The organism is Reyranella sp. (genome assembly GCF_004296935.1).
Taxonomy (GTDB): domain Bacteria; phylum Pseudomonadota; class Alphaproteobacteria; order Reyranellales; family Reyranellaceae; genus Reyranella.
In genome coordinates this window covers 1-15,069 of the sequence record NZ_SCVH01000063.1, presented here as the reverse complement: position 1 = coordinate 15,069, position 15,069 = coordinate 1, and the positions used below count along the sequence as shown (strand labels likewise).

14 protein-coding genes and 1 other RNA gene are annotated in these 15,069 nt (G+C 65.3%); 13 read left to right on the top strand and 2 right to left on the bottom strand.

The window, feature by feature from the left end; translation table 11 throughout:
- Positions 1 to 15 precede the first annotated feature (15 nt).
- The 13 genes from EPO55_RS08395 (at position 16) to EPO55_RS08335 (ending at position 12,503) form a co-directional block, all read left to right on the top strand.
- Positions 16 to 582, top strand: coding sequence for an XRE family transcriptional regulator (locus EPO55_RS08395; RefSeq protein ID WP_296336176.1), 567 nt, complete (start codon positions 16 to 18; stop codon positions 580 to 582).
- A gap of 3 nt (positions 583 to 585) precedes the next feature.
- Complete coding sequence (locus EPO55_RS08390; RefSeq protein WP_296336175.1) at positions 586 to 1,422, top strand: EamA family transporter; 837 nt, start codon at positions 586 to 588, stop codon at positions 1,420 to 1,422.
- A 43-nt stretch (positions 1,423 to 1,465) separates the two neighbouring features.
- Positions 1,466 to 2,197 (top strand): SDR family oxidoreductase, encoded by a 732-nt coding sequence (locus EPO55_RS08385; protein WP_296336174.1) that lies wholly within the window; start codon positions 1,466 to 1,468, stop codon positions 2,195 to 2,197.
- 301 nt (positions 2,198 to 2,498) lie between these two features.
- Positions 2,499 to 3,800 carry an LLM class flavin-dependent oxidoreductase gene (locus tag EPO55_RS08380; RefSeq protein WP_296336173.1) on the top strand — a complete coding sequence of 434 codons (1,302 nt, stop codon included), beginning with the start codon at positions 2,499 to 2,501 and terminating at the stop codon, positions 3,798 to 3,800.
- Between the two features lie 146 nt (positions 3,801 to 3,946).
- Positions 3,947 to 5,665, top strand: coding sequence for an amidohydrolase family protein (locus EPO55_RS08375; protein ID WP_296336171.1), 1,719 nt, complete (start codon positions 3,947 to 3,949; stop codon positions 5,663 to 5,665).
- A 203-nt stretch (positions 5,666 to 5,868) separates the two neighbouring features.
- Positions 5,869 to 5,963, top strand: an RNA gene (gene ffs / locus EPO55_RS08370) — signal recognition particle sRNA small type.
- Positions 5,964 to 6,056: 93 nt separating this feature from the next.
- Entirely contained in the window at positions 6,057 to 7,847 is a 1,791-nt protein-coding gene (locus tag EPO55_RS08365) for a DNA polymerase III subunit gamma/tau (protein ID WP_296336170.1), read from the top strand.
- A complete protein-coding gene (locus tag EPO55_RS08360; protein WP_296336169.1) occupies positions 7,847 to 8,176 on the top strand; it encodes a YbaB/EbfC family nucleoid-associated protein in 330 nt (109 codons plus the stop codon). Before EPO55_RS08365 ends, EPO55_RS08360 begins: the two co-directional genes overlap by 1 nt.
- Positions 8,177 to 8,770, top strand: a complete 594-nt coding sequence (recR, locus tag EPO55_RS08355) for a recombination mediator RecR (protein WP_296336168.1) — start codon at positions 8,177 to 8,179, stop codon at positions 8,768 to 8,770.
- Between the two features lie 10 nt (positions 8,771 to 8,780).
- Positions 8,781 to 9,383 (top strand): DUF4126 domain-containing protein, encoded by a 603-nt coding sequence (locus EPO55_RS08350; RefSeq protein ID WP_296336167.1) that lies wholly within the window; start codon positions 8,781 to 8,783, stop codon positions 9,381 to 9,383.
- An 83-nt stretch (positions 9,384 to 9,466) separates the two neighbouring features.
- Complete coding sequence (locus EPO55_RS08345; RefSeq protein WP_296336166.1) at positions 9,467 to 10,201, top strand: arginyltransferase; 735 nt, start codon at positions 9,467 to 9,469, stop codon at positions 10,199 to 10,201.
- Positions 10,202 to 10,353: 152 nt separating this feature from the next.
- Positions 10,354 to 10,899 carry a TRAP transporter small permease subunit gene (locus tag EPO55_RS08340; RefSeq protein ID WP_296336164.1) on the top strand — a complete coding sequence of 182 codons (546 nt, stop codon included), beginning with the start codon at positions 10,354 to 10,356 and terminating at the stop codon, positions 10,897 to 10,899.
- Positions 10,896 to 12,503 (top strand): TRAP transporter large permease subunit, encoded by a 1,608-nt coding sequence (locus tag EPO55_RS08335; protein WP_296336163.1) that lies wholly within the window; start codon positions 10,896 to 10,898, stop codon positions 12,501 to 12,503. Before EPO55_RS08340 ends, EPO55_RS08335 begins: the two co-directional genes overlap by 4 nt.
- 69 nt (positions 12,504 to 12,572) lie before the next feature.
- On the opposite strand, the gene EPO55_RS08330 is transcribed toward EPO55_RS08335, so the two are convergent.
- On the bottom strand, positions 12,573 to 13,676 hold the full coding sequence (locus EPO55_RS08330; RefSeq protein ID WP_296336162.1) for a TRAP transporter substrate-binding protein: 1,104 nt from the start codon (positions 13,674 to 13,676) through the stop codon (positions 12,573 to 12,575).
- Positions 13,677 to 13,825: 149 nt separating this feature from the next.
- Positions 13,826 to 14,920 (bottom strand): TRAP transporter substrate-binding protein, encoded by a 1,095-nt coding sequence (locus EPO55_RS08325; RefSeq protein WP_296336161.1) that lies wholly within the window; start codon positions 14,918 to 14,920, stop codon positions 13,826 to 13,828.
- Positions 14,921 to 15,069 lie beyond the last annotated feature (149 nt).

The following is a 15,069-nucleotide window of genomic DNA, read 5'->3' as shown; positions in this document are numbered from 1 at the left end:
GATCCGTCCAGTTTCATGACCATCAATGATCGCATCGCCGCCCGCGTGCGCCAGATCCGCGCCGAGCGCGGCCTGTCGCTGGAAGCATTGGCCGAGGTCTCGGACGTCAGCCGCTCCATGATCTCCCTGGTCGAGCGGGGCGAGAGCAGCCCGACGGCGGTCGTGCTGGAAAAGCTGGCGACCGGCCTCGGCGTGCCTCTGGCATCGCTCTTCGAAGCACCCGCGGCATCGTCGAAGCCGGTCTCGCGCCGGGCCGAGCAGGTCGAATGGCGCGACCCCGGCTCGGACTATCGGCGGCGCAACGTCTCTCCGGATGGCTTCCCCTCGCCCATCCAGATCGTCGACGTGACGTTTCCACCCGGCGCGCGCGTCGCCTACGAGACCGGGGTGCGTCCGGGCGTCACGCATCAGCAGGTCTGGGTCCTGCAGGGCGCGATCGAGGTCACGCTCGGCCGCGAGCGCTTCGACCTCGCCACTGGCGATTGCCTGGCGATGGTCCTCGACCGGCGGATCGCCTATCACAACCCGACACCGAAACCCGCGCGCTACGCCGTCGTCATCGTCTCGAGCGACCGCGGCTGAACGATGGACATCACCGACGTCGCCGCGGCCCTGCTGAGCGCGCTGCTGCACGCCGGCTGGAATGCCGCCGTGAAGGCCAACCGCAACCCGGCGCAGGCGATGACGGCGCAGATGCTGCTGGGCGCGGTCCTGGTCGTGCCGGCCCTGCTGTGGTCCGGCCTGCCGGCGCCTGCGGCATGGATCTGGATCGTGGCCTCCACCCTCATGAACGTGCTCACGATCGCAGCACTCCTGCGGGCCTACGAGTTGGGCGGTTTCGGCCTCGTCTATCCCGTCATGCGTGCGGTGGCGGTGCTGCTGGTCGTGCCGATGGCGGCGGCGCTCACGGGAGAGAAGTTCGGGCCGGCGGCGCTCGCCGGCATCGTCGTGATCGCGCTCTCGCTGGGCGTGCTCGCCCTCGACGCGGCGCGGGACCAGGCCGTCACCCGGAAGGCGCTGGCCTGGACGCTCGCGGCCGGCCTCGGCACCGCCGCCTATATAATGTGCGATGCGCAGGGTGTGCGCGCGTCAGGAAATCCCTGGGCCTACGGCTTCGTCGTCTCGATCACCAATGCCGCGGCCATGTGCTGGCGCCAGCGGCGCCAGGGGCCGCCGTGGCGTCAGCTCGACGGACAATGGCTGGCGACGCTGCCGATCGCGATGGCGTCGATGGCGTCGTACCTTCTCATCCTGTGGGTCTGGAGCCATGCGCCGATCGCGCCGGCGGCTGCGCTCCGCGACACCAGTTCGATCTTCGCGATCCTGATCGCCGTCGCCTGGCTAAAGGAGCCTTTTACCCGCACGCGGATCCTGGCCGTCCTCATGGCCGCCGCCGCCGTGCCGCTGCTGCGCCTGGGCTAACGTCGAGATTGGCAACCGGCCTCCGCTCGTCCATCAAGGCGCGATGAAATTCGATCTGAATGGCCGGAGCTGCCTCGTCACCGGCGCCAGCGCCGGCATCGGCGCCGGCGTCGTGCATCTCCTGGCAAAGGAAGGCGCGCGCGTCGCCGCCACGGCGCGGCGCGTCGACAGGATCGAGCGCCTCGACGGTGTGACGGCGATCTCGGGCGACGTCACCAACACCCAGGATATCGCGCGCATCGCCGCCGAGGCGACGAAGGCGCTGGGGCCGATCGACATTCTGGTCAATTGCGCCGGTGGTTCACGGCCCACCGGACCGGACGCCAGCGACGACGTTTGGGAGGAAGCCTTTGCGCTCAACTTCACCGCTGCGCGCCTCTTCACCAAGGCGCTGCTGCCGGCGATGCGGGCACGCAAATGGGGCCGGATCGTCAGCATCAGCGGCTCGATGGAACCGCGCGGGCTGAACGCCGCCATGGCCGCCAAGGCGGCGCTTCATCTCTGGGCCAAGGGTCTTTCCTGCGATGTCGCTGCCGACGGCGTGACGGTGAACACCATCCAGCCCGGTCGCATCAATTCGGAGCAGATCCTGCAGAAGCTTCATCCGACGGAGGAAGCGCGGCGCCTCTTCATCGAGCGCAATATCCCGATCGGCTATTTCGGCGAGCCCGAGGACGTGGCCAACCTCGTGGCCTTCCTCGCCTCCCCCGCGGCGCGCTATATCACCGGCGCGGTGATCCCGGTCGACGGCGGCATGCGCCACCTCGCGCACTAGGGTCGCGCGCCGCCGCTAGTATTCGATCAGCACGACGACAGCCAGGGCCACCGTCGCCAAAACAAGGAGGAACACCACCAGCGGCATCGCCGGCGGCGGATCAGGCTTGGGCACGGCTTCTACTTCTTCCCTTGGCGCTGGATCATCGCCATTTTCGTTGCTTTCCGGCCCGACAGGCGGGCTCCCTGTCGGCGTAGAATAGCATTTCCGGGTCGCCCATGAAGAGGCTTCATGATGAACGCAGCAATGCTCCGCCTCTGCATCTGCCCAGGCACAAAACGTCATTCCGCGTGATAATGAAATGAGAAGCATGCGCCTCGGCGTCTTCGTGCAGGTCCCGGGTCATCACGTCGGTGGCTGGCGGCATCCCGACGCCACGGTCGACGGCTGGCCGAACCTCGCGCTGATGCAGCACATCGCCGCCACCGCCGAGCAGGCCAAGTTCGACATGTTCTTCCTGGGCGACGGCTTCGCCACCGGTTACAGCGAGCATCCCTCGACCATCGGCAAGTTCGAGCCGCTGACCCTCCTCTCGGCACTGGCCATGGGCACTTCGCGGCTCGGGCTGGCGGCCACCGGCTCCACGACTTACGCCGAGCCCTATCACGTGGCCCGCGGCTTCGCTTCGCTCGATCACCTGAGCGGCGGCCGGGCGGCGTGGAATGTGGTGACGACGGCCTACGACAAGTCGGCGGCGGTGTTCGGCCGCCAGCATCCGCCGCACGCCGAGCGCTATGCCATGGCCGAGGAGTTCGTCGAAGCCTGCCGCATGCTGTGGGACAGCTGGGACGACAGCGCCTTCTCGCCCGACAAGGCCGCCGGCCGCTTCGTGCGGCCGGGCAGCCTCCATGTGCCGGACTTCCGCGGAAAGTATTTCACCGTGACGGGCGCGCTCAATGTGCCGCGCTCGCCGCAGGGCCATCCGGTGCTGATCCAGGCCGGCTCCTCCGGCCCTGGCCAGGCGCTGGCGGCGCGCATCGCCGACGTCGTGTTCACGGCACAGAACGACCTCGCGGAGGCGCAGGCTTTTTATGACGCGGTAAAGGCGCAACTGGTCGGCTACGGTCGGACGGCGGATGCCGCGCGGATCATGCCCGGCGTTATGCCCGTGGTGGGCCGGACCGAAGCGGAGGCGCTAGAAATCTTCGACGAGCTCAACCGCAGCATCGACACGGCGCAGGCTTTCACGGTGCTGTCGGAGCGGCTGGGCTCGGACATGTCGGTCCATCCGCTCGACGAGCCGGTGCCGGACCTGCCGGAAACCGAAAATCTGAAAAGCCGCGCCGCGCTGCTGCTGAAAATGGCGCGGCGCGACAAGCTCACCCTGCGGCAGCTCTACTATCGCGTGGCGGCGGCGCGTGGCCATCTGCTGCTGATCGGCACGCCCCTCATGATCGCCGACACGCTGGAAGCCTGGTTCCGCGCCGGCGCCGCCGACGGCTTCAACGTGATGCCGCCGTTTTTCCCCGGACAGTTCGATGATTTCGCCAAGGGCGTGGTGCCCCTCCTGCAGGAGCGTGGCCTGTTTCGCGCCGACTATGCGGGTACGACCTTGCGCGAGCATCTCGGCCTCGCGCGTCCGGCCGGCCGCCGCGCTGCTTGAGAACTCGGATCAGTCTCTCTTGGCAAAATGCATGTGGTGATCCGGCGGCCGACAGCTTCTCCGAAACTCGCCGGAATGATAGCGTTCGTACCGGTCCAGCGGTTTATCTGCAGCGTGCCGGTTCAGAGGCTGGATCAGGAGAAGACATGGCTCGGTTCGATCGCGTGATCCGTGGCGGCATGATCGTCGATGGCAGCCGGCTGCCGCGCTATCGCGGCGATATCGGCATCAAGGATGGTCTGATCGCCGAAATCGGCCAGATCACCGCCAACGAGGCCGACGAGACGATCGATGCCGGTGGCCTGATCGTGGCGCCGGGCTTCGTCGACCTGCACACTCATTATGACGCCCAGCTCTTTTGGGATCCCTACTGCACGCTGTCGAGCTGGCATGGCATCACGTCGGTGGTGATCGGCAATTGCGGCTTCGGCTTCGCGCCCGTGCGGCCCGCCGAACGCGAGCGCGCCATGCTGTCGATGACCCGGGTCGAGGCGATTCCGCTGGCGTCCATGCGCGAGGGCATGCCGTGGAACTGGGTGACCTTCCCGGAATTCCTCGACAGCGTCGACCGCGCGCCCAAGGCGGTGAACATTTTGCCCTATGTGCCGATTTCGCCGCTCCTGATCTGGGTGATGGGGTTCGAGGCCGCCAAGGCCGGTAGGCTGCCGACGCCTGAACAGCATGCCGAGCTGCGACGGTTGCTCCACGAGGCCATGGATGCGGGAGCTTGCGGCTGGTCGGCCCAGCGGATGCAGCCGACTGGCCCGTCGGCGGTGCAGCGCGACTATGATGGCTCGCCCATGCCGACCGACGTCATGCACGACGAGACCTGTCGCGAGTTCGCCAAGGTACTGGCCGATCGTAACGACGGCTTCGTGCAGATGCTGCTGATCTCCGGAGACAACGCTCGCGACCGCGCTTTCTACGAGGAGATGGCTACCATCAGTGGCCGGCCGGTCATCATGAACGTTCTGCAGGCCTTCGATCACCGCCCCGAAATCCACCGCCGGGTCATGGCCTGGCTTGCGAGTTGCCGCGAGCGCGGTGTCCGCGTCGTGGCACAAGGTCTGACGACCGATGCGGGTTTCACCTTCACCTTCGAGGACTGGAACCTGTTCGACGATTCGCAACCCTGGTGCGACGCCACGACGGGGACGCGCGCCGAACGGCTGGCCAAGTTGGCCGATCCGGCACGCCGGCAGGCGCTGCGCGACAAGCTGCCGGTCACGGCGACAGGACCACTGCCGCAGATCGCCATCGTCGGGCCGCAACTCGACAAGAACAAGAAATGGCTCGACTACACGTTGGCTCATGCCGGGGAGAAAATGGGCAAGCACCCGGTCGACGTCATGCTCGACATGGCCGTGGAGGAGGATCTGAAGACCGAATTCTTCGCTGCCCCTCCCAACGGCAAGATCGAACATCTGAAGGAACTGGTCGACGACCCCTACGTCCTTTTCGGCGTGTCCGACGGTGGCGCTCATACCAAGTTCCTGACGGCCGGGCGCTATCCTACGGAAACAATTTGCAAGGTCGTGCGCGAGCACAAGATGCTCAGCCTCGAGGACGTGCATTGGCGCCTGTCGACCTTGCCGGCGGAGGTCGCCGGCTTTCGCGGCCGCGGCCAACTCAGGAAGGGAGCGCCGGCCGACATCGTGATCTACGATTTCGACGGGTTGCGCGTGCTGCCTGACGAGATCGTTCACGACCTGCCGGGCGGCGAGTGGCGTCGCATTCAGCGCGCGGAAGGCTACAGGTACATCCTCGTCAACGGCGAAGTCACCATGCGAAATGGCCAGCCGACCAATACGCATTCCGGCCGCCTGCTGCGGCACGGCGGCGGCGGAGCGGGTCGTGCTGTCTAAGTCGAGTCCGGAAGGGGCACGTATTCTGAAAGTCGCCGGAGCGAATTCCGTGGCATGCGCGGGGCGTTTCCGGCGTCGAATCAAGGCCTTGGCCGGCAAATCCGGGCACCCATTGCGAACAAACAACATCCTTCCAGGCGAGGCTCGAAATGGTCCACTTCATCCCTTGTGCCGGGGCCCCGGACTCCTGATATAACGCCCCCGAGGGGCCGGTGTGGGCGGAGCAGTCGCCAACCCGGTCAGATCCGGAAGGAAGCAGCCGTAACGAATTCGCTTCGGGTCATGTCGGTCCCTCACCTGTTCCCTCGTGCACGCCGTCGCGAGGGGCAGGCCGCCCAGGCGCGACGACCGCCGGGCGTGAGGGGCCACGGCGCTTGAGCGGGTGATCGCCATGGCGCAAGCCACCAAAGGCACTGGCGACAAATCCACTGGCGATGGGGCTGGAGAGAAGGCGCTTCCCTACCGCGTCCTCGCCCGCAAATACCGACCTACCGATTTCACCACCCTGGTCGGCCAGGAGGCGATGGTGCGCACGCTGCGCAACGCCATCGCCACCGGCCGCATCGCGCACGCTTTCATGCTCACCGGCGTGCGCGGCGTCGGCAAGACCACGACCGCCCGTATCATCGCCCGCGCGCTCAATTGCGTGGGGGCCGACGGCAAGGGCGGACCGACCGTCGATCCTTGCGGCGTCTGCGACAACTGCAAGGCCATCACCGAGGACCGCCACGTCGACGTGATCGAGATGGACGCCGCCTCGCGCACCGGCATCGACGACGTGCGCGAGCTGATCGAGGGCGTGCGCTATCGCCCCGTGTCGGCGCGCTACAAGGTCTACATCATCGACGAAGTGCACATGCTGTCGGAGAAGGCCTTCAACGCGCTGCTCAAGACGCTGGAAGAGCCGCCGCCGCATGTGAAGTTCCTGTTCGCCACCACCGAGATCCGCAAGGTGCCGGTGACGGTGCTGAGCCGCTGCCAGCGTTTCGACCTGAAGCGCGTGCCGCAGGATGTGCTGGTCGAGCATTTCGGCAAGATCTCGGCCACCGAGAAGGTCGAGATCTCGCCCGAGGCGCTGGCGCTCATCGCGCGCGCCGCCGACGGCTCGGTGCGCGATGGCCTCTCGATGCTCGACCAGGCGATCGCCCACGGCAGCGGCGTCGTGGATGCAGCGCAAGTGCGCGACATGCTGGGCCTGGCCGACCGCAGCCGGGTGCTGGAACTGTTCGAGAAGACCATGCGCGGCGATGCGCCGGCGGTGGTGGCGTCGCTGGGCGAGATGCACGATTCCGGCGCCGATCCGGTCGTCGTCCTGCAGGACCTGCTCGAACTCACGCACTGGGTGACGCGGCTGAAAGTGGCGCCCGAAGCGGCCGCGGGTTCGGCCGACAGCGAACGCGCGCAGGGCCTGGCGATGGCGGCCAAGCTCTCCATGGCGTCGCTCACGCGGGCCTGGACGCTGCTGATGAAGGGCCTGCAGGAGACGCTGTCGGCGCCCTCGCCATTGCGCGCCGCGGAGATGACGCTGATCCGTCTCTGCTACGTGTCCGACCTGCCCTCGCCGGGCGACGTGATCAAGTCCCTGCAGAACGGCGCCGCTGCCGGTGCAGGTGCGGGCACCTCCTCTTCGCCAGCGCCCCGCGGCGGTGGCGGTGGCGCCGCGGTCCGGCTGGCGCCGCAGCCGGCGCAGGCCGTGGGCCAGCCTGCGGAGGCGCTGCCGGCGCCGAAGAACTTCACCGAGGTCGTGGCGCTGTTCGAGACCAAGCGCGAGGCGCGCCTGGTCAACTACCTGATGCACCATGTCCACGAGGTCCGCTGCGAGCCGGGACTGATCGAATTCCGGCCCGAGCCGCAGGCACCGCCCGATCTCGCGTCGCGCCTCAGCGAATGCCTGAGCCGCTGGACCGGCCGGCGCTGGATCGCCTCGGTCTCGAGCGACGCCGGCAAGCCGACACTGACCGCCCAGAAGGCCAGCAAGGCCGACGACCTCAGGAGCCAGGCCGGGGTCAATCCGCTGGTGCAGGCCATCCTGAAGACCTTCCCCGGGGCCAAGCTCGAGGCGGTGCGCCGCAAGGGCGATCAGACCTCGCTGGTCTCGGGCCTCGCTGGCCCCTCGGGCGAGGAGCCCCCGCTGCCTGACGAGTATCCCGCCGACGACGATATTCCCGAAAGCGAGTTCTGATGTTCGACAAACTCAAGGACCTCGGCGGCCTGATGCAGCAGGCGCAGGCCATGCAGCAGAAGATGCAGGAGCTGCAGGCGACACTCGAGCGGCTGGAGATCGTCGGCACCTCGGGTGCCGGCCTGGTCAAGGTGACGGTCAACGGCAAGAACGAGACGCGCAAGGTCGAGATCGACGCCTCGCTGTTCGTGCCGGCCGACAAGGGTGTGGTCGAGGACCTGGTCGTGGCCGCCGCCAACGACGCGCGGGGCAAGGTCGAGCAGATGGTCCAGGAGCAGATGAAGACCATCACCGGCGGGCTGCCGCTGCCGCCGGGTTTCAAGCTTTAGATGATCGGTCCAGAGATAGAGCGGCTGATCCAGCTGCTGGGTCGCCTGCCCGGCCTCGGCCCGCGTTCTGCCCGCCGCGTGGCGCTGCATCTTCTGAAGAAGCGCGAAACCCTGATGCAGCCGCTCAGCGCCGCGCTCGCCAACGCGGCGCGGGCGATCCGGGCCTGCTCGACCTGCGGCAATCTCGACACGGTGGATCCCTGTTCGATCTGCGCCGATCCCAAGCGCGACGCGGGACTCCTTTGCGTCGTCGAGGACGTGGGTGACCTCTGGGCGATGGAGCGCGGCAAGATATTTCCCGGCCGTTATCACGTGCTCGGCGGCTCGCTGTCGGCGCTCGACGGCATCGGCCCGGACGAGCTCAACATTGCAGCCCTGGTGAAGCGCGTCGGCGCGGGCGGCATCCGCGAAGTGATCATGGCGACCAACGCCACCGTCGACGGCCAGACCACCGCCCACTACCTCGCCGAGCGGCTGGCCGAGCTCGACGTGCCGCTTACCCGCCTCGCCCACGGCGTTCCGGTCGGCGGTGAACTCGACTGGCTGGACGACGGCACGCTGGCGACCGCCCTCAAGGCCCGGCGCGCCCTTTGAAGCCCGACCGATGAGCGCCGAAACCCTCGCCGCGATCGCCGTGGCGCTGGGCGCCGGATGGGCCAGCGGTCTGAACGCCTATGCCGCGGTCCTGGTGCTGGGCGCCGCCGGGCGTTTTGGGCTCGTCAGCCTGCCGCACGACCTTCAGGTGCTGGCCTCGCCCTGGGTCCTGGGCGTGGCGGCGCTGCTGTTCGCGCTCAATTTTTTCGCCGACAAGATTCCCTACGTCGACAGCATCAACGACATGCTGCAGACCTTCGTCCGCATTCCGGCGGGCTTCCTGCTGGCCTACGGCGCGGCGGGTGGGCTCAGCCCCGAGGTCGCGGCCGTCGCTGGCCTGCTGGGCGGGACCCTGGCGGCGGGAACGCACATCGCCAAGACCGGCTCCCGGGCCCTCATCAACACCTCGCCCGAGCCCTTCAGCAACATCGCCGCCTCGCTCACCGAGGACGCAGCCGTCATCGGCGGCCTGGCGCTGGCGATCGCCCATCCAATCACGTTCTTGTGTCTGCTGGCCGCCTTCGTCGCCTTGCTGGTGTGGCTGCTGCCCAAGTTGATACGGCTTGCCCTCGTTCCGATCCGCCGGATGACCGGGAGGCAACCTAAATCTTGATTTTTGCGGCCTTATCGACTTTAGGCGAATGAACGGCCGCTTTCCTTCGCCCGCGAGAGGGCTACACTCGTTCTCATAAATCCATGTTCATTCGCCAAAACATCCAGACCCTGCGGTTCTTCCGCACCACGCCGGCGATGCGCTGTCCGTATCTGCCGCATCGGCTGGAGACCAAGCTCGTCACCGAGCTGAGCGGACCGGATGCGATCTCGCAGCACGATACGCTGACCGATGCAGGCTTCAGGCGCTCCCACCACTTCGTCTACAAGCCGCTGTGCGACGGCTGCCGCGCCTGCGTGCCGGTGCGTATCCGGGTGCGCGATTTCGAACCCAGCCGGGCCCAGCGCCGGATTCTGCGCCGCAACGAGCACGTCCACGCGGTCGAGTCGCAACCACTGGCGACCGGGGAGCAGTACGCGCTTTTTTCACGCTATGTGCTAACCCGGCATCGCGACGGCGACATGGCCGACATGGATTTCGACGACTATCGCGCCATGGTCGAGGAAAGCCCGGTGGAAACCGCGATCATCGAGTTTCGCGACGACTCGGACGATGGCCGCCTTGTCGGAGCATGTCTGGTCGACTGGCTGTCGAGCGGCGTATCGGCGGTTTACAGCTTCTTCGATCCGCAGGACCCACGACGGGGCCTCGGAACACACATGATCGTTTGGCTGGCCAATGCCGCGGCCCGGCGTGGGTTGCCTTATGTCTATCTCGGCTACTGGATCGCCGACTCGAGCAAGATGGCCTACAAGCGTGCCTTCCGCCCCTTGGAGTTCTTCGGGCCGGACGGCTGGACGGAGTTGCCTACGACCTAGGCAGAACCGGCCAAATGTAGCTACTTGACGCACCCTGTCGTCTGTCGGAACAGGCCCAAATGCTAGCGTGGCTCCGCAGACCGCGTTATTAGAAGGCCCCCGGTCAGCGAGAACGGGGCGCCGACAACAAGAACTCGCAGTAGGGGAGATGGATGCGCCTTTTGCTGTCCTTCAGCACGCTCATCGACGCGATGAACGAGAAGATCGGGGTTATCTGCAACTGGCTGGTGCTACTGGCCTGCGTTGTCAGTGCCGGCAATGCGATGGTCCGCTACGCCTACGACCAGAGTTCGAACGCCTGGCTCGAAGTGCAGTGGTACATGTTCGCCGTCATTGTCATGTTCGGTGCCGCCTACACGCTTAGGAAGAACGAGCATGTGCGGGTCGACATCCTCTACATGACCTTGAGCCGCCGCGGACAACTGTGGATCGACATCCTCGGCACGCTTGTCTTCCTGATCCCGACTTGCGCCATTCTGGCCTGGCTGAGTTGGCCTTTCTTCATGCAGTCCTACAATGTGTTTGAGCATTCCTCGAACGCCGGCGGACTCCTGCGCTGGCCGATCAAGCTGGTGCTGCCCGTGGGCTTCGCCCTGGTGGCGCTGCAAGGCATTTCCGAACTGATCAAACGCGTTGCGTTCCTGAACGACTATGCCGTCGACAGCCTCGAAGCGCACTACGAGAGGCCGACGCAATGATACCGTTGGATTGGATGCCGCCGCTGATGTTCGGCGGCCTCGTCGTCTTCATGATCATCGGCTACCCGGTAGCCTTCTCCCTCTGCGCCGTCGGCTTCTTCTTCGGGTTCCTGTCGATCGAGATGGGCTACTTCACGATGGCCTTCATGCAGGCCATCCCGGGCCGCGTGTTCGGCAGCATCCTGTCGAACGAACTGCTGCTTGCCATCCCGTTCTTCACCTTCATGGGGGCGATCCTCGAAAAGTGCGGCCTGGCCGAGGACATGCTCGAGTCGATGGGCCAGCTGTTCGGCCCCATCAAGGGCGGGCTGGGCTACTCGACCATCATCGTGGGCTTCATCCTCGGCGCCATCACCGGCACCGTGGCCGCCCAGGTGATCGCCATGGCGCTGATCACCCTGCCGGTGATGATCCGCTACAAGTACGACATGCGCTATGCGACCGGCGTGCTGGCGGCCTCGGGCACGATCACGCAGCTCGTACCGCCTTCCCTGGTCCTGGTCGTCCTGGCCGACCAGCTCGGCCGCTCGGTCGGCGACATGTATCTCGGCGCCTGGGGACCGTCGATCCTGCAGATCGCCCTGTTCGCCGCCTATACGTTCTATTTGACGTTGGTGAAGCCAAACGCCCTGCCACCCGTGCCACGGACGTTGTTTGGCCGCGCCTTGCTGGTCAAGTGTGCTTGGGGAATCATTCCGGCGGGCGTGCTGATCTTCCTTGTCCTCGGCACCATCATGATGGGCCTGGCGACGCCGACGGAAGCCGGCGCCATGGGCACCATCGGCGCCATCGTCCTGGCCGTGGTGCGCAACGCGCCGCTGACCAAGTTCGATCGCCTCATGTTCGTCGGCGGCTGCGTTGCCGCCATCGTCGGGGCGCTGATTGGCATCGTCGCCTTCAAGTCGATTCCGTTCCAGATCGCCTTCACCGTCATGTTCGCCTCGGTCGTCTGGCTGTGCTGGCGGGCGTGGCAGTTCAAGGAACTGCGCGACCTCATCGTCCAGGCCATGCAGGCCACCATGCGCATCACCGCGATGGTGGCCTTCATCCTGGTCGGCGCCACCTGCTTCTCGATCTCGTTTGCCGGCGTCGACGGCGGCCGATGGGTCGAACATCTGTTGACCGATCTTCCCGGCGGCGTCTGGGGATTCCTGATCGTCGTCAACGTCTTCGTGTTCTTCCTGGCATTCTTCCTCGATTTCTTCGAGATCGCCTTCATCATCGTGCCGATGCTGGCGCCGGTGGCGCAGAAAGTTCTGACCCCGGTGGTCGGCGCCGACGCGGCGCTGATCTATTTCGGTGTGATGTTGTGCGTGAACATGCAGACCTCATTCATGCACCCACCCTTCGGCTTCGCCCTGTTCTACCTGCGCAGTGTGGCGCCGAAGGAAGTGAAGAGTTCGGACATCTACTGGGGCTCGATCCCCTGGGTGGTGTTGCAGCTCGTGTTGGTGGCGATCGTGATCGCCTTTCCGAAAACGGTGACCATCTTCCTCGACAAGCCCCACGGCCTCGACCCGAGCAAGGTCAAGATCGATATCCAGGCGCCACCCAGCGAAGACAGTGCGCCGCCGATCTTCGGCGTACCGCCTGCCAAGAACTGAGCCGCTTCAGGCACAAAAAAGCCCCGCCTTTCGGCGGGGCTTTCTCGTTTCAGAGGTCGTGCGCAGGCTCTAGCGACCCTGAGCCGACATCGAGAAGTTGAAGTTGTCGAAGGTGTTCTCGGCAACGCGGAACCACAGGTTCTCGTCGGACCGGAACGACTTCAGGCTGTCGTAGATCTTCTTGAACTTCGGATCCTTGGCCGAGAGTTCGTCGTAGTACTTGTAGGCTTCGAGGAAACAGGGCTCGAGGACGGTACGCGGGAACGGCCGCAGTTCGGTGCCCGCCGCCACCAGGCGACGCAGCGCCGGCGGATTGCCGGCATCGTACTTCGGCACCATCCAGGAAGTGACGCGGCCTGCGGCCGCTTCGACCATGGCCTGGTAGGGCTTGGGCAGCTTCGCCCAGGCGTCGTTGTTGATGTAGAGCGAGCCGACCGACGCGCCCTCCCACCAGCCGGGATAGTAGTAGTACTTGGCGACCTTGTTGAAGCCGAGCTTCTCGTCGTCGTACGGACCGACCCACTCGCAGGCGTCGATCGTGCCCTTCTCGAGCGCGGGATAGATGTCGCCGCCGGCGATCTGCTGCGGCACCACGCCGAGGCGCGTGAGGATCAGGCCGGCGAAGCCGCCGACGCGGAACTTCAAACCCTTCATGTCGTCCATCGACTTGATTTCCTTGCGGAACCAGCCGCCCATCTGGCAGCCCGTGCCGCCGAAGGTGAAGGAGCGGAAGTTGTACTCCTTGTAGAAGTCGTTGATCAGCTCGTGACCGCCGCCGAATTCCAGCCAGGCGTAGTATTGCCGCTGATTCATCGAGAACGGCAGGCCAGTCTCGAATACGAAGTTCGGATGCTTGCCGAAGTAGTAATACGCAGCGGTCTGTCCCGCCTCGACGGTGCCGTTCTGCACTGCGTCGGCAACCTGCAGGCCCGGGACGATTTCGCCGGCGGCAAAAGCCCTCACCTGGAACTTACCATCCGACATCTCACCGACGAGCTTGCTGAAGAGCTCAGCGCCGCCGTAGAGCGTGTCGAGCGACTTGGGAAAGCTCGACGTCAAACGCCACTTAACTTCCGGCATGCTTTGCGCAATGGCCGGCGCCGCGACGGTCGTCGCAGCTGCAACACCCGCGACGCTTACGCCCGCGGTCCTGATAAACTTTCTACGCTTCATCTCTTAATGCCTCCCTACAGGTCACCAACATGGCTCCCCTAAGCGATGGGAGACTGGCACGCGGGATTCTCTTTGGAAAGCATCACTCCGTCTGAACGAAGAAAACCCCGCCGCAGCGGGGTTTTCACGTATTCAGCTGCGGTTAATCTCTAGACCTTGCCGGCGCCGTACATGCGGGCCATGAAGCCGTCGAAACCACCTTCCGCGATGCGGGACCACAGAACCTGTTCGGACCGGTAGGGCTTCCAGACGTCCCAGACCTTCTTGAACTTCGGGTTCTTGGCCACGATCTCGTTGCAGAGTTCGTTGGTCGCATTGAAGCAGGCTTCGAGCACCGCCGTCGGAAATGGCATGAGCTTGACGCCGCTGGCCACCAGACGCCGCAACGCCGCCGGGTTGCCGTTGTCGTACTTGGCCAGCATCCACAGCGTCACTTCATTGGCTGCAACCTCGATTGCCTTCTGATAGCCCGGCGGCAGCGATTCCCACGACTTCTGATTGATGTAGGCCGTGCCCATGCCGGTGCCTTCCCACCAGCCCGGGTAGTAATAAAACGGCGCCACCTTGTTGAAGCCGAGCTTCTCGTCGTCGTACGGGCCCACCCACTCGGCCGCGTCGATCGTGCCCTTTTCCAGGGCAGGATAGATTTCGCCGCCGGGGATCTGCTGCGCGACCACACCCAGTTTACCCAGGATCTGGCCGGCAAAGCCGCCGACACGGAACTTGAGGCCCTTGAGATCGTCGACCGTCTTGATTTCCTTGCGGTACCAACCACCCATCTGGGCACCCGTGCCGCCCATCAGATGACCCACGACGCCGTAGTCCTTATAGAATTCGTCCATCGCCTGGCGACCGCCACCATGCATCCACCAGGCGACGTGCTGGCGGCTGTTGAGCCCGAATGGCACGGCGGTGTCGAAGGTGAAGGTGATGTCCTTGCCGATGTAGTAGTAGGCGGCGGTCTGTCCCATCTCGACGGTGCCGTTCTGGACGGCATCGAGAACCTGGAAGCCCGGGACGATCTCACCGGAGGCGAACGGCGTGATCTTGAACTTGCCGTCGGTGATCTCGCCCACCCGCCGGCAGAAGTGTTCGGCACCGCCATAGAGTGTGTCGAGCGATTTTGGAAAGCTCGATGTCAGACGCCATTTGAGTTCCGGCTGACCTTGCGCAAGAGCCGGTGCCGCCACGGTCGTGGCAGCGGCGCCGACGCCCGCAGTTTTCAGGAATTTGCGACGTTGCATGGTGTCCCTCCCTAGGGCCTTTGTTTACCGAGCATTGATTCCACTCAGCGGAATCAAGCCTGCCACGAGAGACCCCCATTGGCAAAGGGACAAAGAAAAAGCCCCGCCGAAGCGGGGCTCTCGCAATCGATCCGTTCGACTTCATTTCA